This window comes from Paraburkholderia sp. A1RI-2L, assembly GCF_048957375.1.
In the GTDB taxonomy this organism is placed as follows: domain Bacteria; phylum Pseudomonadota; class Gammaproteobacteria; order Burkholderiales; family Burkholderiaceae; genus Paraburkholderia.
Window position 1 is genome coordinate 424,613 of sequence record NZ_JARBTA010000002.1, and the last position, 19,967, is coordinate 444,579.

At 66.3% G+C, this 19,967-nt stretch carries 20 protein-coding genes; 10 read left to right on the forward strand and 10 right to left on the reverse strand.

What is annotated here, in order from left to right; all coding sequences use genetic code 11:
* The first annotated feature begins 1 nt into the window (after nucleotide 1).
* The gene (locus tag PWP93_RS16780) at nucleotides 2-757 is read left to right on the forward strand and encodes a TIGR00730 family Rossman fold protein (RefSeq protein ID WP_421045196.1); all 756 of its coding nucleotides are present in this window, start codon (nucleotides 2-4) and stop codon (nucleotides 755-757) included.
* Here the strand turns inward: PWP93_RS16780 and PWP93_RS16785 are convergent.
* Nucleotides 748-1,680 (reverse strand): transcriptional regulator GcvA, encoded by a 933-nt coding sequence (locus PWP93_RS16785; RefSeq protein WP_421045197.1) that lies wholly within the window; start codon nucleotides 1,678-1,680, stop codon nucleotides 748-750. The genes PWP93_RS16780 and PWP93_RS16785 overlap by 10 nt on opposite strands.
* A gap of 95 nt (nucleotides 1,681-1,775) precedes the next feature.
* Between PWP93_RS16785 and PWP93_RS16790 the strand changes: the two genes are divergently transcribed.
* Complete coding sequence (locus tag PWP93_RS16790) at nucleotides 1,776-2,387, forward strand: chromate transporter (protein WP_421025965.1); 612 nt, start codon at nucleotides 1,776-1,778, stop codon at nucleotides 2,385-2,387.
* Nucleotides 2,384-2,911, forward strand: a complete 528-nt coding sequence (locus PWP93_RS16795; protein ID WP_421045198.1) for a chromate transporter — start codon at nucleotides 2,384-2,386, stop codon at nucleotides 2,909-2,911. Before PWP93_RS16790 ends, PWP93_RS16795 begins: the two co-directional genes overlap by 4 nt.
* 39 nt (nucleotides 2,912-2,950) lie before the next feature.
* Here PWP93_RS16795 and PWP93_RS16800 read toward each other — a convergent pair whose 3' ends face one another.
* Nucleotides 2,951-4,477 (reverse strand): AMP nucleosidase, encoded by a 1,527-nt coding sequence (locus tag PWP93_RS16800; protein ID WP_421045199.1) that lies wholly within the window; start codon nucleotides 4,475-4,477, stop codon nucleotides 2,951-2,953.
* A 182-nt stretch (nucleotides 4,478-4,659) separates the two neighbouring features.
* Here PWP93_RS16800 and PWP93_RS16805 point away from each other — a divergent pair, with 182 nt between their 5' ends.
* The 3 genes from PWP93_RS16805 to PWP93_RS16815 all read left to right on the forward strand — a co-directional run bounded on the left by PWP93_RS16805 (nucleotide 4,660) and on the right by PWP93_RS16815 (nucleotide 7,031).
* Nucleotides 4,660-5,067 carry a hypothetical protein gene (locus tag PWP93_RS16805; RefSeq protein WP_421025968.1) on the forward strand — a complete coding sequence of 136 codons (408 nt, stop codon included), beginning with the start codon at nucleotides 4,660-4,662 and terminating at the stop codon, nucleotides 5,065-5,067.
* A gap of 147 nt (nucleotides 5,068-5,214) precedes the next feature.
* Nucleotides 5,215-6,237 carry a homoserine kinase gene (locus tag PWP93_RS16810; RefSeq protein WP_421045200.1) on the forward strand — a complete coding sequence of 341 codons (1,023 nt, stop codon included), beginning with the start codon at nucleotides 5,215-5,217 and terminating at the stop codon, nucleotides 6,235-6,237.
* Nucleotides 6,228-7,031, forward strand: coding sequence for a BPSS1780 family membrane protein (locus tag PWP93_RS16815; RefSeq protein WP_421045201.1), 804 nt, complete (start codon nucleotides 6,228-6,230; stop codon nucleotides 7,029-7,031). Before PWP93_RS16810 ends, PWP93_RS16815 begins: the two co-directional genes overlap by 10 nt.
* A gap of 104 nt (nucleotides 7,032-7,135) precedes the next feature.
* On the opposite strand, the gene PWP93_RS16820 is transcribed toward PWP93_RS16815, so the two are convergent.
* The gene (locus PWP93_RS16820; protein ID WP_035531350.1) at nucleotides 7,136-7,315 is read right to left on the reverse strand and encodes a DUF3563 family protein; all 180 of its coding nucleotides are present in this window, start codon (nucleotides 7,313-7,315) and stop codon (nucleotides 7,136-7,138) included.
* Nucleotides 7,316-7,419: 104 nt separating this feature from the next.
* On the reverse strand, nucleotides 7,420-8,634 hold the full coding sequence (locus tag PWP93_RS16825) for an alpha/beta hydrolase family esterase (RefSeq protein WP_421045202.1): 1,215 nt from the start codon (nucleotides 8,632-8,634) through the stop codon (nucleotides 7,420-7,422).
* A 275-nt stretch (nucleotides 8,635-8,909) separates the two neighbouring features.
* On the opposite strand from PWP93_RS16825, the gene PWP93_RS16830 reads away from it, so the two are divergent.
* Complete coding sequence (locus PWP93_RS16830; RefSeq protein ID WP_421045203.1) at nucleotides 8,910-9,620, forward strand: phosphatase PAP2 family protein; 711 nt, start codon at nucleotides 8,910-8,912, stop codon at nucleotides 9,618-9,620.
* A 62-nt stretch (nucleotides 9,621-9,682) separates the two neighbouring features.
* Here PWP93_RS16830 and PWP93_RS16835 read toward each other — a convergent pair whose 3' ends face one another.
* Together PWP93_RS16835 and PWP93_RS16840 are read right to left on the reverse strand one after the other, a co-directional pair.
* Entirely contained in the window at nucleotides 9,683-10,627 is a 945-nt protein-coding gene (locus tag PWP93_RS16835) for a TOBE domain-containing protein (protein ID WP_421045204.1), read from the reverse strand.
* 83 nt (nucleotides 10,628-10,710) lie between these two features.
* Complete coding sequence (locus tag PWP93_RS16840; protein ID WP_421045205.1) at nucleotides 10,711-12,312, reverse strand: CHAD domain-containing protein; 1,602 nt, start codon at nucleotides 12,310-12,312, stop codon at nucleotides 10,711-10,713.
* A gap of 288 nt (nucleotides 12,313-12,600) precedes the next feature.
* On the opposite strand from PWP93_RS16840, the gene PWP93_RS16845 reads away from it, so the two are divergent.
* Both PWP93_RS16845 and ppk2 read left to right on the forward strand, forming a co-directional pair.
* Nucleotides 12,601-12,819 (forward strand): YdcH family protein, encoded by a 219-nt coding sequence (locus PWP93_RS16845; RefSeq protein WP_175194480.1) that lies wholly within the window; start codon nucleotides 12,601-12,603, stop codon nucleotides 12,817-12,819.
* A gap of 113 nt (nucleotides 12,820-12,932) precedes the next feature.
* Nucleotides 12,933-14,060 (forward strand): polyphosphate kinase 2, encoded by a 1,128-nt coding sequence (gene ppk2 / locus PWP93_RS16850; protein WP_421045206.1) that lies wholly within the window; start codon nucleotides 12,933-12,935, stop codon nucleotides 14,058-14,060.
* Nucleotides 14,061-14,064: 4 nt separating this feature from the next.
* Here ppk2 and PWP93_RS16855 read toward each other — a convergent pair whose 3' ends face one another.
* Nucleotides 14,065-14,448: a tautomerase family protein gene (locus tag PWP93_RS16855; protein WP_421045207.1), complete on the reverse strand. Its 384-nt coding sequence runs from the start codon at nucleotides 14,446-14,448 to the stop codon at nucleotides 14,065-14,067.
* 117 nt (nucleotides 14,449-14,565) lie between these two features.
* On the opposite strand from PWP93_RS16855, the gene PWP93_RS16860 reads away from it, so the two are divergent.
* Nucleotides 14,566-15,429, forward strand: a complete 864-nt coding sequence (locus PWP93_RS16860) for a LysR substrate-binding domain-containing protein (RefSeq protein ID WP_421045208.1) — start codon at nucleotides 14,566-14,568, stop codon at nucleotides 15,427-15,429.
* A gap of 667 nt (nucleotides 15,430-16,096) precedes the next feature.
* On the opposite strand, the gene PWP93_RS16865 is transcribed toward PWP93_RS16860, so the two are convergent.
* The 3 genes from PWP93_RS16865 to PWP93_RS16875 form a co-directional block, all read right to left on the reverse strand.
* The gene (locus tag PWP93_RS16865) at nucleotides 16,097-16,840 is read right to left on the reverse strand and encodes a metallophosphoesterase (RefSeq protein WP_421025979.1); all 744 of its coding nucleotides are present in this window, start codon (nucleotides 16,838-16,840) and stop codon (nucleotides 16,097-16,099) included.
* 82 nt (nucleotides 16,841-16,922) lie between these two features.
* Nucleotides 16,923-18,344 carry a c-type cytochrome gene (locus tag PWP93_RS16870; protein WP_421045209.1) on the reverse strand — a complete coding sequence of 474 codons (1,422 nt, stop codon included), beginning with the start codon at nucleotides 18,342-18,344 and terminating at the stop codon, nucleotides 16,923-16,925.
* 17 nt (nucleotides 18,345-18,361) lie between these two features.
* Nucleotides 18,362-19,966, reverse strand: coding sequence for a GMC family oxidoreductase (locus PWP93_RS16875; RefSeq protein WP_421045210.1), 1,605 nt, complete (start codon nucleotides 19,964-19,966; stop codon nucleotides 18,362-18,364).
* Nucleotide 19,967: the final 1 nt, after the last annotated feature.

Here is a 19,967-nt window from a genome sequence, read left to right on the forward strand (position 1 = left end):
TATGGACAAGAGAAAAGTGATTCCGAGTCTGCGTTCACTCGCAGATCAAGAGCGCGCAACGGCCAAGAAGGCGCGCGCATCGTGGCAAATGTTCACGATTATGGCAGAGTTTATCGAGGCGACCGAATACCTGTCCGAGATCCGGCCAGCGGTCAGCATCTACGGTTCTGCCCGCCTCAAACCGGACTCGCCGTACTACCAGCTCGCCAAAACCATCGCGCGCAAAGTATCGGACGCGGGCTTCGCCGTGATCTCCGGCGGCGGCCCCGGCATCATGGAAGCCGCCAACCAGGGCGCGCACGCCGGCAAGTCGCCTTCGGTGGGCCTGAACATCGAGTTGCCGCACGAGCAATCGGGAAACCAGTGGCAGGACATCTCGCTGCGCTTTCGCCATTTCTTCACGCGCAAGGTCACCTTCGTCAAGAACTCGGACGCCGTGATCGTAATGCCGGGCGGCTTCGGCACACTCGACGAACTGGCCGAGGTGCTCACGCTCATCCAGACCAAGAAGTCGCGTCACGTGCCCATCGTTCTGGTGGGCGCGGAGTTCTGGAAGGGTCTGCTCGAGTGGTTCCGTGCCGCGCTCGTGCCGATGGGCCTCATCAATCCGGAAGACATGGACCTGATGCAGGTGATCGACGATCCGGACCAGGTGCTCGAAGCGGTGCTGAAGTTCTACGAGGACAGCGGCGAAGAACCCGAGCAGGAACATCCGGCCCGCCCGGAATCCGACGACGACCGCATGTTCTACCTTTGAGGTTCGATGTAGCCCGTCGGCACGCTGGCCTGCTCGGCCTGTTCCGCCTGTTCCGCCTGTTCCTCTAGCCAGCGGCAAAACTGCGCGACGACGGGCACGTCCGCCACCTCGCGCCGCGCGACCCACCAGTAGCCGCGCGCATCGAGGTGCGGGCCGGCGAGCGGCGCGACTAGGCGCCCCGAAGCCAGCTCGTCGTCGAGCAGTGGCAGCGGCCCGAGCGCCACGCCAAGCCCGTCCTCGGCGGCCTGCAAGGCCAGATAAAAATGGTCGAACGACTGCTTCTTCCTGCACTTGGCCTTCACGCCCGCAGCGGCCAGCCACGTGCGCCACGCATCGGGACGCGTATCCGAGTGCAGCAGCACATGGCGCGCGAGATCGTCGGCGCAATGAATCGGCGAGCGCTTCAATAGCGCCGGACTGCACACCGGCAACTCCGTTTCATCGAGAAAATAGCCGCTCGCGCAATCGGGCCAATTCGCCGGCCCGCGCCGCACCGCAACGTCGAACGCATCGAGCGTCTCGACAGGCACGTTCGATGTGGCGAGGCGCAACTCGACGTTAGGCGCCAGACGCTGGAACTGAGAAAGACGCGGCAGCAGCCACTTCATGGCAAACGTGGGCAGCGCATTCACGCGCAGCACGTGAACGACGCCTGTGTCGCGCAGCTCCGCCGTGGCGCGCGCAATGCTCTCGAACGCGCCCTGCACGGCCCCGAGATAGCGCCGCCCGTCCTCGGTCAAGGCAACCCGCTTGCCGTGCCGATGAAACACCTGCACCCCCACCCATGCCTCCAGCGCCGCCACCTGGCGACTGATTGCACCATGAGTCACATGGAGCTCCGCCGCCGCGGCAGTGAAACTGTTGTGCCGCGCCGCGGCTTCGAACGCACGCAGCGCGGGGAAGGGAGGAAGGAAGCGAGCCATGCTTGTGATTCTAGATCACAAGAACCCGGCCGAGAAATCGTTTGGTGCGGGAGGGGTTCGGCGCTACGCTTTGACCTTGCCAGCCAGGTCTTCGCATGAAACGAAATCCCGCCTCTTCCCCGTCCGAAGCGAACCTCGTACCCGACCACGAAGCATCCGGCGCACCCAGCGTGCGCGATCTGTTCCTCGGTTTTCTCGGCCTTGGCCTCACCTCCTTCGGCGGCGCACTGCCGCTTGCGCGCCGCGCCATCGTCGAGCAGCGCCGCTGGCTTTCGGCTGCGGAATTCACCGACCTGCTCGGACTGTGCCAATTCCTGCCCGGCGGCAACGTCATCAATCTTTCGGTGGCGCTCGGCATGCGCTTTCACGGCTGGCGCGGTGCGCTGGCCGGACTGCTCGGGCTGATCGCGGGGCCGTCGCTCGTCGTGATCGGGTTGGGCGTGCTCTACGAGCGCACGCAAAACGACCCGCACGTCCGGCATCTGTTCGTCGGCCTCGCCGCCGCTGCGGCGGGAATGCTGATCGCCATGGCCGCGAAGATCATCCTGCCATTGCGCCGCGACCCGGCCGCCGCCGCAATCGCGCTGCTTGGCTTCATCGCCATTGCCCTGCTGCGCCTGCCGCTGCTGCCCACCATGCTCGTGCTCACGCCGATCGGCATCGCGGTTGCGATCCGCGCCGCCCGCCGCTCGGGAGACGCGCAATGAGCTCCACCCTGCTTGCGCTCGCCACAATCTTCAGCCAGCTTTCGCTGCTCGCGTTCGGCGGGGGCAACACGATCCTGCCGGAGATGCAGCGCCAGGTCGTGGACGTGCACCACTGGATGACCGCGAGCGAGTTCAGTTCGCTCTTCGCACTCGCGCAGGCCGCGCCTGGACCGAACATGATGATCGTGACGCTGGTGGGCTGGCATGTGGCCGGCTGGGCCGGCATGCTGGTGACGTCGGTGGCGAAGTTCGGGCCGTCCTCGCTCGTGACGGTGGCCGCGCTTCACGCGTGGGACCGCTTCAAGGACCGGCCGTGGCGACGCAGCGCGCAGCGCGGGCTCGTGCCGGTGACGGCAGGACTCCTGGCCGCGAGCGCGATGGTGATATCGAGGGCGTCCGATCACACGTGGATCGCGTGGGCCATCACGGGCGTGTGCGCAGTACTCGCGTTGCGCACGAAAATCCATCCGCTGTGGCTGCTCGCGGCGGGCAGCCTGATCGGCTTGACGGGGTTGGGGCAGTAGTCATGCCGTGCCCCATTCGTTCGGATTACAAAATTTACCTCACTGAAACGCCACTTCGGCAAAGCTGCGCAACTTCCGGCTATGAAGCTTGTGCAGGCCGTTGGTACGCAAGATTTCCATCGCCTTCACGCCAATCTGCAAGTGCTGATCCACCTGCGCGCGATAAAACGAATCGGCCATGCCGGGCAGCTTGAGTTCGCCATGCAACGGCTTGTCGGAGACGCATAGCAAGGTGCCGTACGGCACGCGAAAGCGAAAGCCGTTCGCCGCAATCGTCGCGCTCTCCATATCGAGCGCAACCGCACGGCTCTGCGAAAGACGCTGCACCGGCTCGCGATGCTCGCGCAATTCCCAGTTGCGATTGTCGACGCTTGCCACCGTGCCCGTGCGCATCACGCGCTTGAGCTCCACACCGTCGAGCTGCGTGATCTGCGCGACCGCACGCTCGAGCGCCACCTGCACTTCGGCCAGCGCAGGGATCGGCACCCACAGCGGCAGGTCGGCGTCGAGCACGTGATCCTCGCGCACATAGCCGTGCGCCAGCACATAGTCGCCGAGACGCTGCGTGTTGCGCAACCCCGCGCAATGGCCGAGCATGATCCACGCGTGCGGGCGCAGCACCGCGATGTGGTCCGTGATGGTCTTCGCGTTGGACGGCCCCACGCCGATATTGACCATCGTGATGCCGCTGCCGTCCGCGCGCTTGAGGTGATACGCGGGCATCTGCGGCAGGCGCGCGGGCGGCGTGCCCTCGTCGTCCTGCTCGCCGAGATTCGCGTTGTAGGTGACCACGTCGCCCGGCTCCACGAACGACGTGTATTCGCTGCGGTAATTGCGCAGGTCGGCGTCGTCGGTGCGCGCCATCATGGCACGGCCGAGCTTCACGAATTCGTCGATATAAAACTGATAGTTCGTGTAGAGCACGTAATTCTGGACGTGCGTGGGCGAGGTCGCCGTGTAGTGCTTCAGACGATGCAACGAGAAGTCCACGCGCGGCGCCGTGAAAAGCGCGAGCGGCTGCGGCTCGCCCGGCGCCGGCTCGTACGTGCCGTTCACGATGCGATCGTCGAGTTCGGCCAGGTCGGGTGTATCGAATATGTCGCGCATGGCGAAAAGCCGCTCGCGGTCCAGGTCGCCTTCGAGGTGGATGCCCTCGGCGAATGCGAAATGAATCGGAATGGGCTGCTCCGAGACCCCGACTTCGATCGACACATGATGGTTCTTCGCAAGCAGCCGCAATTGCTCGCGATAGTAGTTGCCGAACAGGTCCGGGCGCGTGATGGTGGTCTCGAACACGCCGGGGCCGGCGACGAAACCATACGAACGCCGCGAATCGATGTGCGTATTGACTTCCGTGTGTACGCGCACGAACGGATAACAGGCGCGCACGCGGTGGTCGAACGCCTCGCCGCGCCGGTAGCGTGCGAACGCATCGCGCAGGAAGGCCGTGTTCGCCTCGTAGATGGCGGAAAGGCGCGCGACGGCGTCGGCGGCGTCCTCGAAGGCTTCGGCGGGAAAATCGTGCGGGGGCATCATGAAGCTGCGCCGGTGAATCTCGTTGTTCATGTTCGTTCGCCTCGGTTCATTTGGAACCACATTAGCACGGAAGAACGACATTCTGACAACGCCCTTCACACGCCCGGGAGATTCGGCCGGCGCCAGCCGCGGCGCGCCCCCGCCACCTCCCGCCGCTGCGGGGAGCGGGACGCGGATTTGCTAGAATCAGGCAATCGAATTGGAGAATCACCATGAAGTCGCACCTTCTAGCCGCCTTCGCCGCAATGCTCGCGTTCAGCGGGTTCGCCATGGCCACGCCAGCCGACGACGCGAAGACCGCCGTTGAAGCCCAGTCGGCCCAGTCCGCCAACGAGCGGGCGGGCTTGCCCGATCTGGCTGCGATCAACAACAAGCCTGCTGCGCGCGTCACCTCGAAGGTCAATATCAACGACGTGCCGCGCACGCCGAGCTTCCACGAAGTGAGCCCGAACGGCACCGAAGTCACCGAATACCGCGACAAGGGCAAGCCCGTCGAGATCAACGTGCATTCGAACTTCGGCACGCGCTACTCGATGAGCTCGAATCCCGACACCTCGCCGCAAGTGCGCCCGAACGGCCAGGCCAGCACGCGCCTGCCTTCGATCAACCTGCATTACTGATTCACCCCTTTTCGCGCGCGGGCGGCGTGCGCTGTCCCGCGCCGCCTCCTGCACGAGCGTGAGAAGCCGCGCCGAAGCGGCTTTCCCGCAAGCGGCCTCGCCTGCGAGCGAGGCTCCCGATTACGATAACCCCACGACCTCTCTGGCATGGCCGTCTTCACCGCTGTCACCGAACCCCATCTCGTTCAATGGATGCGCGACTACGATCTTGGCGACGTAGTCGATTTTCGCGGCATTCAGTCGGGCATTGAAAATAGCAACTTCTTCCTGACGACGACGCGCGGCGAATACGTTCTGACGATCTTCGAAAAGCTCACGGCAGAACAGTTGCCGTTCTATCTCGAGCTGATGCGCCATCTGGCATCGCACCGCGTGCCGGTGCCCGACCCGATGCCGCGCGCCGACGGCGCCCTGTTCGGCTTGCTGCATGGCAAGCCGGCGGCCGTCGTCACGAAGCTCGACGGCGCGCCGGAACTCGCTCCGGGCGTGGAGCACTGCACGGAAGTGGGGCAGATGCTCGCGCGCATGCACCTGGCGGGCCGCGACTTCACGCTCGGCCAGCCGAATCTGCGCAGCCTGCCGTGGTGGGAAGAAACCGTGCCCACCGTGCTGCCGTTCCTGGTCGACACCCAGCGCGAGCTGCTCACGACCGAACTCGCGCACCAGCAGGCTTTCTTCGCCAGCGACGACTACGCGGCGCTGCCCGGCGGCCCGTGCCACTGCGACCTCTTCCGCGACAACGCGCTGTTCGCGCACGTCAGGCCGGAAACGGGCCATACGGTGCGCCTGGGCGGCTTCTTCGATTTCTATTTCGCCGGCTGCGACAAGTGGGTATTCGACGTGGCGGTGACGGTCAACGACTGGTGCGTCGACCTTGCGACGGGCAAGCTCGACGCGCCGCGCGTCGAGGCGCTGTTGCGCGCCTACCAGACCGTGCGGCCGTTCACCCCCGCCGAGAGCCGGCACTGGGTCGACATGCTGCGCGCCGGCGCGTACCGCTTCTGGGTATCGCGCCTGTACGATTTTTATTTGCCGCGCTCGGCCGAGTTGCTCAAACCGCACGACCCCGGCCATTTCGAGCGCATTCTGCGCGCGCGCCGCGCGGGCAGCGCGGCCGGCACGCCGGGCGCCTTCCACGCACTCTCCGACCTGCACCGCCCATGCAACTGATCGAAGTTCCCGCGAAGCAGGGCTACGTCTGGTTCCGCCAGGGCATCTGGCTGTTCCGGCGCAACCCGCTCGCGTTTCTCACGCTGTTTTTCTCGTACCTGCTCGCCATGACGCTGGTCTCCGCCGTGCCGGTGATCGGCGGCGTGCTGCCGCTCATCTTCGTGCCCGGCGTGGCGGTGGGCTTCATGGCCGCGTGCCGCGACACGGTGGCGGGCAAGCCGGTATTCCCCACCATTCTCGTCGACGGTTTCCGCTCATACGGGCAAACGGTCACGAAGCATCTGTTCGTGCTGGGCGGGATTTACGTGGTGGCGATGACGATAGTGCTCGCGGCGTCGGCGCTGGTGGACGGCGGCACGCTGTTGCGTCTGATGACGCTGGGCGGCACGCTCGATACGGAGGCCGTTGCGGACGGCAACGTGCCGCTCGCCGTGCTCGCGTCGCTCGCGTGCTACGTGCCGGTTTCGATGATGTTCTGGTTCGCGCCGGTGCTGACCGCCTGGCACGAGGTGCCGCCGGTCAAGGCGATGTTCTTCAGCATCGTGAGCTGCTGGCGCAACAAGGGCGCGTTCGTGGTGTATGGCGCGCTGTGGTTTGCGGTGTCGATCGGCGTATCGCTGGGACTTTCGACCCTGTTGCGCGCGATGGGTGCGGGCGAGTATGCCCTGGCGATCCTGATGCCGGCGCTGATTCTCGTGACGACGATGCTCTATTGCTCGTTCTACGCGACGTATCGCGGCTGCTACGGCGTGCAGGAAAAGACCGACGCCGACACGCCGGGCTCGGGGCGCTGACCCGCCAGTATTTCCCGCGAGCAAATCGTACGAATATCCACAAACACCAACGGGCGCTTCTGTGCGCCCCGTTGTCTGTCTAGACTGCGTGAACCTTCAGCTGCTTAGCTGTAGTGATTCATCCACGACGGGTTGCGGCCCGCCTTCTCGCGATCGAGCTTGCGCATGCGGAATTCGAGGTCATAGATGTCGGCCGATTCGGCCAGATAAGCTTCCTCGCGCTCCTTTTGAGCGGTTTCGTACGATTTCGTGAGGAACAGGAAAAGTCGGCTGAGCAGGTACATGGTCTGACTCCGGTAAGCGGGCGCGTGCCCTCGGAATGAATAAAACCATTATAGGGTAAACCCTTATTAAGGTAAACCCCTAGCCACGCTCCGCCGAGGCGCGCTCAGCCCGCGCCCACAGCCAGTTCGCCGCCCAAAGCGTCGTCGACCGCTTCGCGCTGCTGATTTTCGAAGAATTCCCAAATCATCGCGCTGGCGTCCGGCCCAGTCGCGGAGTGGAACGGCACGGCATCGTCGCCGCCGCTCCATGCATGGTCCAGCGCGCTCACGCGGCACAGGCGCACCACGCTCCTGCCGTCACGCGCGTAATTCCGAACCGCATAGCCGTCGCTGTCGTGCTCGTGCGAAACCACGCCCCGGCGCACGCCCTGAGCATCGGCGAGGCCGTTCAGCCGCAGAAACTGCGTCTCGAGCTGCTCCGCGTTGACCGGCGCGACCACTGCATCGGCGTCGCCCTGCATGATGAGCGCCGGCATGCCGGGATGCGCGCGGCCCGCCAATGCGCGCTCGACAAGCGCCACCGCGTCATGATGCAGACCGCGCCGCATGACGTCGAGCGCCGCAACCCCCGAGTGTGCCTCGCCAAATGCCGGCCCCGAATGAAGCGCAACCGCCGCGAAGCGGCCCGGCGCATGCACCGCCAGCATCGAGGCCAAGCCCGCGCCCGCCGAAAGTCCGGCAAGATAAATGCGCGACCGGTCGAAACCGTGCTCCTGCACGAGCGTGTCGACGAGCGAAACGATCGCCGCAGCCTCACCGCCGCCCGCTGGCCGGCGGGCGTCGTACCAGTGCCAGCACTGGTGCGGATGCGCCTGCGTCGATTGCTCCGGGTAGGCCACCGCAAAGCCGTGCTTGTCCGCGAGCAGGTTCATGCGGGTGCCTTCGGCGAACGAATCCATCGTTTGCTTGCAGCCATGCAGCATCACGACCAGCGGCATGTCGGTAGTAGACCAGCCTGGCGGCATGTAGAGCCCATAGGCGAGGGCGCGCGATGCGCCCGGCACCAGATGCTCGGCGCGCTGCCATTCGCCTGCCGCCCAGGCGGCGGCGCGCGGCCCCACACGCGACTCGCGCACTGGGGGACCGCTGCGCGCGGCGGGCGTCCGCACATCTTGCGCCTCATGCACTTCGCTAGCGGCAGGCGCGGCTGCAGTGGCCGCGGCAGCCTGCGCAACGGCGGTCTTGGCGTTCCGCCACTGGGCCTGCGCTTCGGGAGGGCGGCGGCCGGCCTCGCGCAGGGCCAGATGAGTAACGCGATTCTGGATGGAGAGCAGACGCTGCATGCCACCCGCCCATAGCTTCGTCAGATTTTTCGTCATCAGGGGCCTCGTGAAAGGGGGTCGAATACACCGGGACACGGGCCACGGCGCTGTTCATTGTGCGACGCACAATAACATCAATCATCGAGCGCTGCTGTTACGAGATCCGGTTCCTGTAACGAATTTCAACCGGGCCGGCCGCGTATGGCGCATCGCATTAATCGGCCCCGAACACCGCTATACTGGAAGATGCGACGATGCTCCTGCCGCCCCATCGGGGCGCCCGGGCGCCAATCAAACGATGCTTTTGGAACGTGCCCCAGCGGCGCCAAGTCATGCCTGATTTACCGCTCCACCTCTGGTATTCGATCACCAACCTCGGCAGCGCGGGCCTCACACTGCCACTCGCGCTCGCCATCGCGTTATGGCTCGTGACGGGCTATTCCTGGCGCATGGCAGCAAGCTGGCTGCTGCTGCTTGGCGCGGCAATTTGTCTCGTCACGCTCACCAAAATCGCCTTTCTCGGCTGGGGCGTCGGCGTGCGGTCTTACGATTTCACGGGTCTGAGCGGACATGCCATGCTGTCCACGGCCGTCTATCCGGCGGCGTTTTTCCTGATGCTGCAAGGCGTGCGGCCTGCAGCCCGCGCCGCAGGCGTCGTCATCGGGCTGGCCATCGGCATCGCAGTCGGATGCTCGCGCGTCGTGCTCGAGGCACATTCGCCGTCGGAAGCCGTCACGGGCTGCATCGTGGGCGCACTCACGGCGCTCGTGTTCGTGCGCTACTGGTGGGAAGCGCAATCGGGCCGGCTCTCGGCGGCCGTGGTCGCACTCAGCCTCGCGGCGCTCACTTTTGGCTTGCACGACGTGCGCGTGCCCACCCACCGTTGGGTAACGAATCTCGCGCTCACTGTTTCGGGGCACGATCAACCCTATATCCGCGCCAAGTGGAAGGCCAACCGGCCGGTGCGCAAGCCGGGCACGATCACCGCGCCGGTTTCGCAAACCCGCAACACACTCGCGCCCACGCGCCGCCAGCACGCTTGAACACCGCGCGTTCCGGGCGCAGCGATGCCGCTTGCGGCCGCCCGCGGGGCTGAACATGTTGGTCAGCCGCCTACCCCAAGCAGCACGCTCGACGCCTTGAACACCGCCGTCGTGCTCGCGCCCGCTTCGAGGCCGAGCGCATCGACGCTCGCATCCGTCACCACGGCCGCAATCACCGTGCCGCCGGGCAACTCCAGCACGACCTCCGCGTTGACCTCGCCGCGGCGCACGCTGCTCACCACGCCGCTCAAGCGGTTGCGCGCCGAAAGCCGCGCCGCGCAATCGGATGAATGTTCCGACGCCAGCGCCCCGCCCGCCACCAGCACGACCGACGAGGCCTTGACGAGCGCCACCACCGCCCCGCCCACCGCGAGCCCCAGCGCCTCGGCGCTTTCGCGCGTGACGACTGCGACAAGCTGCTGTCCGCCCGGCAGCGCGATCGAGACTTCGTCGTTGACGGCCCCGCGCTCCAGCGCCGTGATGGTGCCATAGAGCTGATTGCGCGCGCTCGTGCGCAGCGCAAAGCGTCCGAGCACGGCGAGATCGTTGCCGAGGCTGCCCGCCGTGTTCGCGTCGGCTTCCCCGTGCGCTTCGCCGCCAAGGGCGCGTACCGCCAGGGCGGCGCGCTCGAGAAAATGCCGATGCTCGCGCTCGATCGCGCCGAACGTGGCGATGAGGCGTTGCGCGCGCGGCGTGAGCGTGGTCCCGCCGCCGCCCTTGCCGCCCGTCGCGCGCACCACGAGCGGTTCGCCAGCTAGATTGTTCATGGCGTCGATGGCATCCCATGCGCCCTTGTAGCTCATGCCGACCGCCTTGGCGGCGCCGGTGATCGAGCCGGTTTCGCGAATCGCCGCCAACAGTGCAATGCGGGCCGCGCCGCCCAGCACCTGCGGGCCGGCCTGAAACCAGACCGAGCCGCCCACGCCCAGTGCGGCCGCTTCCGCGCCGGCGCTTTGATCGGCAACGGCCACGCCGCGCGGGGAAGAAGTCGAGGGAAGAGTCGTCATTGGGCAGTGCCTGGATCGATTGCAAACGATGACGACGATTATAGAGACGGGGACGCGCGAAATACGCCGCGTTCGAGTTCGATTCAAACGGCGCGCGTGATCTTCGGCGGATGCAATTCGCGCAGGAGCCGTTCGCCCTCTTTCGCCGTATAACGCTTCATCGCCTCGCACCATCCGCGTGCGAAACCGAGCTGATAGGGTTCTGCATCCATGCGCTCGAGATAGCGCAATGCCACGGCGGCATCGTTGCCGTCGCCCAGCACGCCCTGAAGGCGCGTGAGCGTGCGCACCGTGTCCTCGCGCGTGCGGCGCGAGGCGATAGAGGTGAAAAACTCGAGCGTGTAACGCAGGTGCTTCGCGTTGATCCGCACACGATGGCGGCCCGCATCGTCGATGGCGGTGAGCTTTTGCGCGTGCGCGAGCTGCTGATAGTAGCGGCGCACACGTTTGTTAGCATGCCGATGCAAGGCGCGAGCGTCGGCGGCGTCGGCGCGCGACCTGCGTGCGAGCGCCTCCAGCCACTGCAGCCATGCGAGCGCGACGTGCGCATAGCGCGGCGCCGCCAGGGCCTCGCGCAACCGCGCACGCGCCACGAGCCGCTGCGCCTCTGCCTCGTCGAGCACGGCGCGCCAGCGCGCGGGCTCGTCGTCGGCGGCGGCAAGCGCGGGCAGCGTGGCTTCGACGAACACATCGCGGTCGCGCGCCTCGCCAAGCAGCCCGCCAAGCCAGTCGAGCTCGGGCTTGATGCGCTCACACCACATCTCATCCTGACAATGCGAAAAGATCCGCATCGCGGTGCGCAGGCGCCGCTGCGCCACCCGCATCTGATGAATGAACTCGGTGCTCACTGCATTGGCCCTGCTCGTCGAATCGCGCACGCCCCAGTCGTTGCCGAACCAGTGCGCGCTGATGTTGGCGCCGATTGCCACCAGCGCCTCACCGGCGGTGCACGCGCCGCCCAGATCGACCGGCTCCGCGCGCACCGCACAAGCGGTGCCGGCCATACTGCCGGCCGCCGCGCGTTCGAGCGCATCGCTCAGGCGCACAAACGCGGGGAGCGCCCCGGCCAGTTCGTACGCGCAGGCGAACAACGCATCGACGAGCGGCGCGGCGTCTTCGTCCCCGGTCCACGGCACGCTCACGCGCAGTTCGTGCAGGCCTGCGAGCGCATCCTGCGGCGCGCCAGCATCGGCATCGAGCACGATCTCCACATCGACGCCATCGCGCGGCCAGTGCCAGCGGCTGCGCAGCGCCGACAGCGACGCCGACGGTTGGAGCGGCCCGGCTGCCGCGAGCACCTCGCGAAATGGCTCGGGCGCGGCATCGAAGAGATCGGCATCAAGACCGTTGGTGTCGAGGCACGCCGTGAATATCGGTTCGACAACGACGATGCCCGGCGTCCAGGAGCGCCGGCTGGAAACGACGACACAATGCGCGCCGCCGCACGTCTCGACGCCGACGCGCCAGCCCGCCCGCGCAAGCGCGCCGGCCCCGTCGAACATGACGGTCGCAACCGGCTCGCCAGCCTCGGTTTGAGGCACGAGCTGCGGCACGAGTTGCGGCAAAACCGCACGCATGGCCGCCGCGAAATCGGATGGAGTCTGCCCGGGCGGGACAACGGCCTCGGTCGAGGCTTGCGGCGTGACGCTCACGACATCCAGCACGATTTCCAGTACGCGGCTCATGAACGCTCCGAGGGGTCGGTGGGGCGGCACAAAGCGGTGAAAACGGCAAAGAGTTGGGGTGAGATCAATCTGAAACAGCGCTGGCAATAATGGGTTCGCTGCGCTCGATAGTACACGCCCGATCGCACCGGCGCTCTCGGGAGCAGCCCGATATGAGCCAGCCCGACATGGGCCTGCCCGCACCCACTTGGTCCGAATGACCACGATCAAAACCGTAGCCTGGCGGAAGTGGAAAAATGAACGCTTACACATCGGCCCGGTGTGTCGTACTTCTGTAAGGAGTGTTGAGTGTTCCCAGAATTCAGAGACCTGATCTCGCGCCTCAAAACGGACGACGATCATTTCGCACGGCTTTTCCATCGCCACAACGAACTGGATCAGCAAATCAAGAACATGGAAGCGGGCATCGTCCCCGCGAACGGCATGGCCATCGAGCAACTCAAGAAAGAGAAGTTGCAGCTCAAGGATTCGCTCTACCAGATCCTGCGCAAGGCCGAAAGCGTCTAAGCATCGGCGCCAACGCCGGAACGTGCCGCATGGCGCTGCGCGCGATGCGGCGCCGTGGCACCCCTCAGCCACGGCACAGCCGCCGTAGCAAAAAAGTAGCGAAAACCACTCCCATGCCCAAGATGGTCACTCCCCCTGCCTCCCCGAGTCCCTCGCACGACACTCAAACCCCGCCTCGCGAGCACGACACGTCCGCCTATCAGACCGAGCTCACCGCGCGCAGCGCCGAGTTGCACGCCGTCAACGACGCTGTCGAAGCAGCCTCCGAAGTCATTGCGGAGGCGATGCATGACCTCGTCGCCGCCAGCGGCGCGGCGCCGGGCGAATCACCCGCTTCGCTGTTCGATTCGGTCGCCGCGCTCATGAAAGGCCTGTCACCCGATGAAGCCGCGCAATTGCGCAGCCTCATCCTCGAAGGCAATCCGTCGGACTGGCGCAAGACGCGCCCACGCCATCCCGACGAAGAGCTCGCGCCGGGCTGGCGCGACGGCGAGTATCCCTACCGCAACCTGATGTCGCGGCGTGCGTACGAGCGGCAGAAGTACCGGCTGCAGGTCGAGTTGCTGAAGCTTCAGGCGTGGGTGCGCGAGACCGGGCAGCGGGTGGTCATCGTCTTCGAGGGGCGCGACGCCGCGGGCAAGGGCGGCACGATCAAGCGCTTCATGGAGCACATGAACCCGCGCGGCGCGCGCGTCGTGGCGCTGGAGAAGCCCACCGAGGTCGAGCGCGGCCAGTGGTACTTCCAGCGTTATGTGCAGCACTTGCCTTCGGCGGGCGAGATCGTGCTGTTCGATCGCTCCTGGTACAACCGCGCAGGCGTCGAGCGCGTCATGGGCTTTTGCTCGCCCGAGGAGTACGCGGAATTCATGCAGCAGGCACCGGAGTTCGAGCGCCACTTGATCCGCAGCGGCATCCACCTCATCAAATTCTGGTTCTCGGTGAGCTGCGTCGAGCAGCGCCGGCGCTTCAAGGAGCGCAGCGCGCATCCACTCAAACAGTGGAAGCTGATCCCTGTCGACCTCGCCTCGCTCGACAAATGGGACGAATACACGCAGGCCAAAGAGGCAATGTTTTCCCAGACCGACACCGCCGACGCCCCCTGGACCGTGGTGCGCTCCGATTGCAAGAAGCGCGCACGACTGAACGCCATGCGCTACGTTCTGCACAAGCTGCCTTATGCGCGCCGCGATACGGCCGCGATCGGTCCGATCGACCCGCTGCTGGTGAGCCGCGCGCTTTGAGCGTTCAAGTCGCGTACTGGGCGATCCCATTGCCGAACGACCAGTTCTCGCGCGCGACATCCACGAGATTGACGAACACATCCTCGCGCCGCACGCCCGGGTCGCGCGCGAGGTTTTCGGCGATCTGCGCGAATAGCGCCTTCTTCTGATCCTGCCCGCGCGTATTGCTCACGGCGATCTGGATGATCACGAGATCGTCGCTGCGTTCGATGCCCAGGTAGTGCCGTCCAAAGACGAAATTGTCGGCATCGTGTTCAGTGACGATCATGAACTGATCGTCCTCCGGCGCCTTGAACACTTCCATGAGCGCGAGGTGCACGCCCTGCATGAGCGCCTTTCGATAGGCCGCGGGCTTGCCCGCGCGTACGGCGATTCGGGTGAACGGCATGTCGAGCTCCTCCAGCGTAGTTGGATGACCCGTGATTGATGGGCCATGACAACAGCTTAGGCCGCTCGTATCATAATGAAAACATATCTCTGAATATTTCATTCATTTTCATTTGAAATGAAAACCCTCGATCTCGATGCCGTGCGCGCGTTCGTCCTGGTCGCCGAACTGCACAGCTTCACGCGCGCCGCCGATGCGCTCGACACCACCCAATCCGCCGTGAGCCTCAAGCTCAAGCGGCTCGAAGCCCATCTCGGCCGGCAATTGCTCGAGCGCACGCCGCGCGTCGTGCGGCTCTCGCCGGAAGGACGCGCATTTCTCGGTGCGGCGCGCGAGTTGCTCGGCGCGCATGAGCGCGCGCTCGGCACGCTCGCGGGCGACTCGCGACGTCTCTCGCTGGGGTTGAGCGAGCATGTCGCCGACGCGCAGCTCCCCCGCCAGCTCGCGCTCCTGCGCGATCACGATCCGGGTCTCGTGATCGCGCTGCATCTCGGGCTTTCAGCGCAGTTGCTCGCGCAGTTCGACGAGCGCCGGCTCGACGCCGTGATCGTGCGCCAGGAAGCCGGCTATGAAGCCGACGCGGCGTCGCGCGGCAACGCACGCCCGCTCTTCGACGAGCCGCTGGTCTGGCTCGCCGCGCCCGAATGGCGCTGGGAGCCGGGCACGCCGCTGCCGCTCGCCCTGCTCACGGGACCGTGCGCGGTCCGTGCGGCAGCGATCGGCGCACTCGATGCGGCTGGCATCGCATGGCAGGAGGTGTTCGTGGGCGGCGGCGTGGCAGCAGTGGGCGCCGCGCTGGAGGCAGGGCTTGCCGTATCCGCGCTCGCACGGCGCGTAGCGCCGCGAGGGCTCGTCGACGTTGGCGCGAGGCACGCGCTGCCGCCATTGCCGGCCTCGCGGGTGACGCTGCATTCGCGCGTGCGCGAGCCGCGGTCGGCAGCAACGCTGCAGTTGCTTGCCTCGAGCCTTGGCGCTGCTTGAAGGGTGCTGCGGGGGAATGAAAGCCGGGATGGCTGCGTGAATCAGCTCAAGATCGGCGGAAGTTCGTGCGGCTGCGGAATCGCGCGCCGCGACTGAGCTGAGTGCATATCGACCATCAGCTTGTGATTCGACGCCGGATGCGCCACGGCAGGCTTGGCCGGTGTGGCCGATCTGGACGGATGCGCGCGAGCGCTATTCGCCTGTTGCGAGGCCCCCGACGCACGGTGCGCCGCCGACTTAGTCGGGGTTTTGCCGTGACGCTGGGCATGGGCTGCCTTCGCGGTCTTCGTTGGCTTCCTGGAATTCCCGGATCGTGCCGCGTGTGATGCACTTGCGGCACCCTTCGCGTGCTTCGCGCCATGCTGCGCCCCGGTCTCGGCCTGCTTCCCCGCCTTCGCGGCCTGCCCGCGCGCCGTAGTGCCGCCGCCCGGTCTGCCGTGCTGCGTCACCGCCGGCGCGACGGCCCATGCCATCGACGTCGATATCCACCATGCCGCGACCATCACCGCCACTGCCCGCACGCCGCCCCCTCTCTCGAATAACCGTTCCGGTCCCGCTGGATCGGCTCGCGATTATATCGAACCAAAATTGGTAAAAATCCGGCACGAAAAGAGAACGGAAAGCGAGAACGGAAAGCGCGATCGGAAAGCCGGGCAGCGGACAGCCCTCAAGGCAGCGCCATCGCGGCCGCGCCCATCGCGCGCGCCGCCTGCACGGAGATCGACCAGCGCCTGGACGTGAGCGCCTCGACCATCGTGAGACGCCCCTCGGGAATGAACGCCCCGGTGTCGATGAACATCTGCGAGCCAATCTGGCGCAGCTCGCGCATGGGCGTGTGCCCGCAATAGGTCAGCGAAAGCGCGGCATGCGCGGGTGGTGGATGCATGGCCGTATTCAGCGCCAGCTCGCGCCCCCACAGCATGCGCTCGCGCACTTCGGCATCGAACTGGCCGGCGTCGAGTGCGGCGTCGTCGCCGAAGAATTCCGCGTGCAGCACGTTAAAGCGCGTCGCGCCCTCGCCCACCACGCGCACGAGCGGCAGCTCGCGCAACCGCCGCGCGTGCGCGGCCAGCACGTGGTCGGGCAGCCCCTGCGCCCAGCCCCCGCCGATGCCGTACCAGCGGAACCGCGCGAGCCGTCCTTGCGCGACCGCGCACAACATGTCTTCGTGATTGCCGAGCACGGCGTGGAACCAGGGCTTGTCGAGCAGCGAGAGCGCTTCCTCGCACTGATCGCCGCGATCGACGAGATCGCCCACCGAAAACAGGCGGTCGCGCGTGCCGTCGAATCCGACTTGGTGGAGCAGATAACGCAAGGCATCCACGCAGCCGTGCAGGTCGCCGATCACGAAATCGCGACCGGCCGCATTGGCAGCGTGATGCTGGACGACAGGAGCAAGAGTGGGGGTCATCGCTTCATCATAGCGCTGCGTGCCCGCAGCGTATGCGGGCCAATGATCGTTTCGCGAGCGGTTTTCGCACAGCCGCCGCGCGTCATTGCGGTTGCGCGCGCAGCGCCGCCACCTCGTCCGGCGTGATGCTCGCCCGAGGGTCGCCGAACTGCCCCGTCACGTAGTTCGCAATCGCCACCACCTGGTCGTTGCTCAGCGCGTCGCCGAATGCCGGCATCAGCACGTCGGCGCCCCGGGTCTGGCGTCGCACGCCGTGCAGGATCGTCATCGTCAGGTTGCTCGGGCTCGGCGCGCCCGTCACGCTGTTGTGGATGAGCGATGGATAGGCGAGCGGCGCGCTCGCGCCCACGCCCGAGCCGGTCCAGTTGTGGCAGCTCGCACAGTTCGCCACGAATAGCTGCGCCCCGTTCACGCTCGTGATGGTGGCGCCACGCAGTGCGGTGACGTCGTCGTTGGCGGGCTTGCCGAACGAATCGCGCGAGCGCGTCACGCCGCCCGCTACCGGCCGTTGCCCGCGCATATAAGCGGTGATCGAGCGCTGGTCCTCGGCGCTCAGGTACTGCGTGGAGTTCTGCACGACCTCGGCCATCGGCCCGGCGGCGTTCGCGTGGCCGGCGGCCACGCCGGTGACGAGATAGCTCACGAGCGCCTCGTCGCTCCAGCCGCCGATGCCGGCCGCGCGGTCCGGCGTGATGTTGTACGCCTGCCAGCCCGCCTGCGTCGCGCCCGAGAAGCGCTCGCCCGTTTTCAGGCCCTGCATGAAATTGCGCGGCGTGTGGCACTCCTCGCAATGCGCGAGCCCTTCGACCAGATAAGCGCCCCGGTTGTATTCGGCGCTCTTTTTCGGATCGGGCACGAAGCGGCCTTCGTCGAAATTGAACAGATTCCAGAACACCAGCAGCCAGCGCTGGTTGAACGGGAACCCCAGCTCGTTGGCGGGCGGCTTGTAACGGATCGGCGCGAGCGTGTTCAGGTACGCGCGGATCGCGAGCACATCCTGCTCCGTCAGGCGCGTGAACTCCACGTAGGGAAACGCGGGATAGAGGCGCTCACCGGCCTTGCCCACGCCCTCGTGCATCGCGCGCATGAAATCGGAGTCGGTCCATTGGCCGATGCCGGTATCGGGATCGGGCGTGATGTTGGGCGTGTAGAGCTTGCCGAACGGCGTGCTGATCGCGCGGCCGCCCGCGAAGGGCCGGCTCGCGTCGGCGGTGTGGCACGCGGCACAGTCGCCCATACGCGCGAGGTACTCGCCGCGCTTGACGAGCTCCGGGCGCGCCGCGGCGTCGTCGGGGGCCGCCGGGCCTTCGCCGCGCGCGGCCGGCAGCAGCATTTCGTCGACGCCGCGTGTCTCGCCGTCATGCGCGGCGTGCCACGCCATGTAAAGCGCAAACCCGCAGAACAGCATTGCCGCCAGCGTGGCGCGCGCACGTTGGGCGCGATGAGCACGATCGGCGCGCGGAGTGTGATGGGGGCGATCGGCGGGAGGCTTGCTTGCGTTCATCGTCGGTCTCTGTCGCCTCACAGCTCGCGGCGCAGCTTGTCGGCCAGCTTGAGCGCCAGCGCGGCAATGGTCAGCGTGCAGTTCACCGAGGCAGCCGTCGGCATCACCGCACTGCCGGCGACGAACAGGTTCGAATGGTCGTGCGTGCGGCAGTCGGCATCGACCACCGAATCGGCCGGGTTCGTGCCCATGATCGTCGTGCCCATGATGTGATTGTTGGGCGCGAAAGTGTCGTCGAAGGCGATCTCCGTGCCACCGAAAAGCTCGGCGATCTTCGCGTAGAGATCGTGCGTGTTGGCGGCGCTCTTCTTCACGTAGTCGTTGATCGAGTAATGGATCTCGGGCTGCGGGATGCCAAGCGCATCCTTGTGCTCACTCGATGGCAGCACGCGGTTTTGCGGCTCGGGCAAATGCTCGTGGAAGCTGTTGATGGTCAGCGTGCGCGCGGCGCGGTCACGGATCTCACGATCGAGCTCCGCGCCCGTCAAGCCGTTCTTGATGAGCGCGGCAGTCACGGCCGGCGTGGCCACGCCGTTCGAGAGATGCAGCTTCTTGGCGGCGTACTCGGAACGGAATGCGCCGTCGCGGAAGTTCACCACCGAGGTCATCTCCATTGGCCCGCGCCCCGGCCACAGCGGCTCGTTGGCGAGGAACGTGACGCCTGTGCCCGGATGATCCATGAGGTTGCGGCCCACCTGGTCCGAGCGATTGCCGATGCCGTGCGCGAACGCGTCGCTCGTGGACATCAGCATGAGCTTGGGCGTCTCGATGCCGTTGGCGGCCAGCACGAAAAGCTTGCCCGTCACGCGCGTGCTGTTGCCGTGCGGGTCCTTGTAGTGCACGGCCGTGACGAGGCCTTTGTTGTCGGCCTCGATGCGATACACCACCGCCTCGGCGATGAGCTGGGCGCCCGCGCGCTCGGCCTTGTCGGCGTGGACGATGCCGCCGTACATCGCCGCAATCGGGCAGATCGGCATGCAATTGTTGTTGCCGCAGCAAGTCGGGCGCGCATCGTAAGGACGGCTGTTGCGCGCCACCGGCTCGGGCACCACGTGAAAGCCGTTCGCATTGAGCACGTCGCTGAAGCGCTGATCCATGTACGAGAGCGGCAGCATGTCCATCGGATAGGGCTTCGCGCGCGGCGAGCCGAGGTCGTGCCGCGCCGGGTCCGGGCCCGAGACGCCCAACTCGATTTCGGCGGCCAGATACCAGGGCTCGAGCGTCTCGTACGGATACGGCCAGTCGCGGCCCACGCCGTACTGCGTCTTCAGGCGGAAATCGGCGGGCAAGAGACGCCAGGCCGCCGCCGCCCAGTGCCACGTGGTGCCGCCCACGAGCCGCAAGTATTGCGAGTTGTAGGGATGGTCGCCCTTCTGCACGAGGTAGTCGTTGGGCGGCGAGTACTGCGGATGCGGCGCATAAGGCATCGAAGGATACGGCGTCGCGAAGTCGGCTTTGGCCGGCGAGTTGCGGAAGTTCTCGACGATCTGCCAGCGCGCTAGACGCGGCCCCGCTTCGAGCAGGATTACCGATGCGCCCGCTTGCGCCATCTGGTACGCAACCAGACTGCCCGCCACACCGGAGCCGACCACGACCACGTCGGCAGAATGCTTGATCGCCATT

Excerpts from the sequence above, each read along its gene's own strand:
- PWP93_RS16800 (WP_421045199.1), bottom strand. The coding sequence starts at position 4,477 with ATGAACAACGAGATTCACCGGCGCAGCTTCATGATGCCCCCGCACGAT.
- PWP93_RS16815 (WP_421045201.1), top strand. The coding sequence starts at position 6,228 with ATGCAACTGATCGAAGTTCCCGCGAAGCAGGGCTACGTCTGGTTCCGC.
- PWP93_RS16795 (WP_421045198.1), top strand. The coding sequence starts at position 2,384 with ATGAGCTCCACCCTGCTTGCGCTCGCCACAATCTTCAGCCAGCTTTCG.
- PWP93_RS16785 (WP_421045197.1), bottom strand. The coding sequence starts at position 1,680 with ATGGCTCGCTTCCTTCCTCCCTTCCCCGCGCTGCGTGCGTTCGAAGCC.
- PWP93_RS16875 (WP_421045210.1), bottom strand. The coding sequence starts at position 19,966 with ATGGCGATCAAGCATTCTGCCGACGTGGTCGTGGTCGGCTCCGGTGTG.
- PWP93_RS16810 (WP_421045200.1), top strand. The coding sequence starts at position 5,215 with ATGGCCGTCTTCACCGCTGTCACCGAACCCCATCTCGTTCAATGGATG.
- PWP93_RS16855 (WP_421045207.1), bottom strand. The coding sequence starts at position 14,448 with ATGCCGTTCACCCGAATCGCCGTACGCGCGGGCAAGCCCGCGGCCTAT.
- PWP93_RS16840 (WP_421045205.1), bottom strand. The coding sequence starts at position 12,312 with ATGAGCCGCGTACTGGAAATCGTGCTGGATGTCGTGAGCGTCACGCCG.
- PWP93_RS16805 (WP_421025968.1), top strand. The coding sequence starts at position 4,660 with ATGAAGTCGCACCTTCTAGCCGCCTTCGCCGCAATGCTCGCGTTCAGC.
- PWP93_RS16820 (WP_035531350.1), bottom strand. The coding sequence starts at position 7,315 with ATGTACCTGCTCAGCCGACTTTTCCTGTTCCTCACGAAATCGTACGAA.
- PWP93_RS16830 (WP_421045203.1), top strand. The coding sequence starts at position 8,910 with ATGCCTGATTTACCGCTCCACCTCTGGTATTCGATCACCAACCTCGGC.
- PWP93_RS16860 (WP_421045208.1), top strand. The coding sequence starts at position 14,566 with ATGAAAACCCTCGATCTCGATGCCGTGCGCGCGTTCGTCCTGGTCGCC.
- PWP93_RS16790 (WP_421025965.1), top strand. The coding sequence starts at position 1,776 with ATGAAACGAAATCCCGCCTCTTCCCCGTCCGAAGCGAACCTCGTACCC.
- PWP93_RS16825 (WP_421045202.1), bottom strand. The coding sequence starts at position 8,634 with ATGACGAAAAATCTGACGAAGCTATGGGCGGGTGGCATGCAGCGTCTG.
- PWP93_RS16780 (WP_421045196.1), top strand. The coding sequence starts at position 2 with ATGGACAAGAGAAAAGTGATTCCGAGTCTGCGTTCACTCGCAGATCAA.
- PWP93_RS16835 (WP_421045204.1), bottom strand. The coding sequence starts at position 10,627 with ATGACGACTCTTCCCTCGACTTCTTCCCCGCGCGGCGTGGCCGTTGCC.
- PWP93_RS16870 (WP_421045209.1), bottom strand. The coding sequence starts at position 18,344 with ATGAACGCAAGCAAGCCTCCCGCCGATCGCCCCCATCACACTCCGCGC.
- ppk2 (WP_421045206.1), top strand. The coding sequence starts at position 12,933 with ATGCCCAAGATGGTCACTCCCCCTGCCTCCCCGAGTCCCTCGCACGAC.
- PWP93_RS16865 (WP_421025979.1), bottom strand. The coding sequence starts at position 16,840 with ATGACCCCCACTCTTGCTCCTGTCGTCCAGCATCACGCTGCCAATGCG.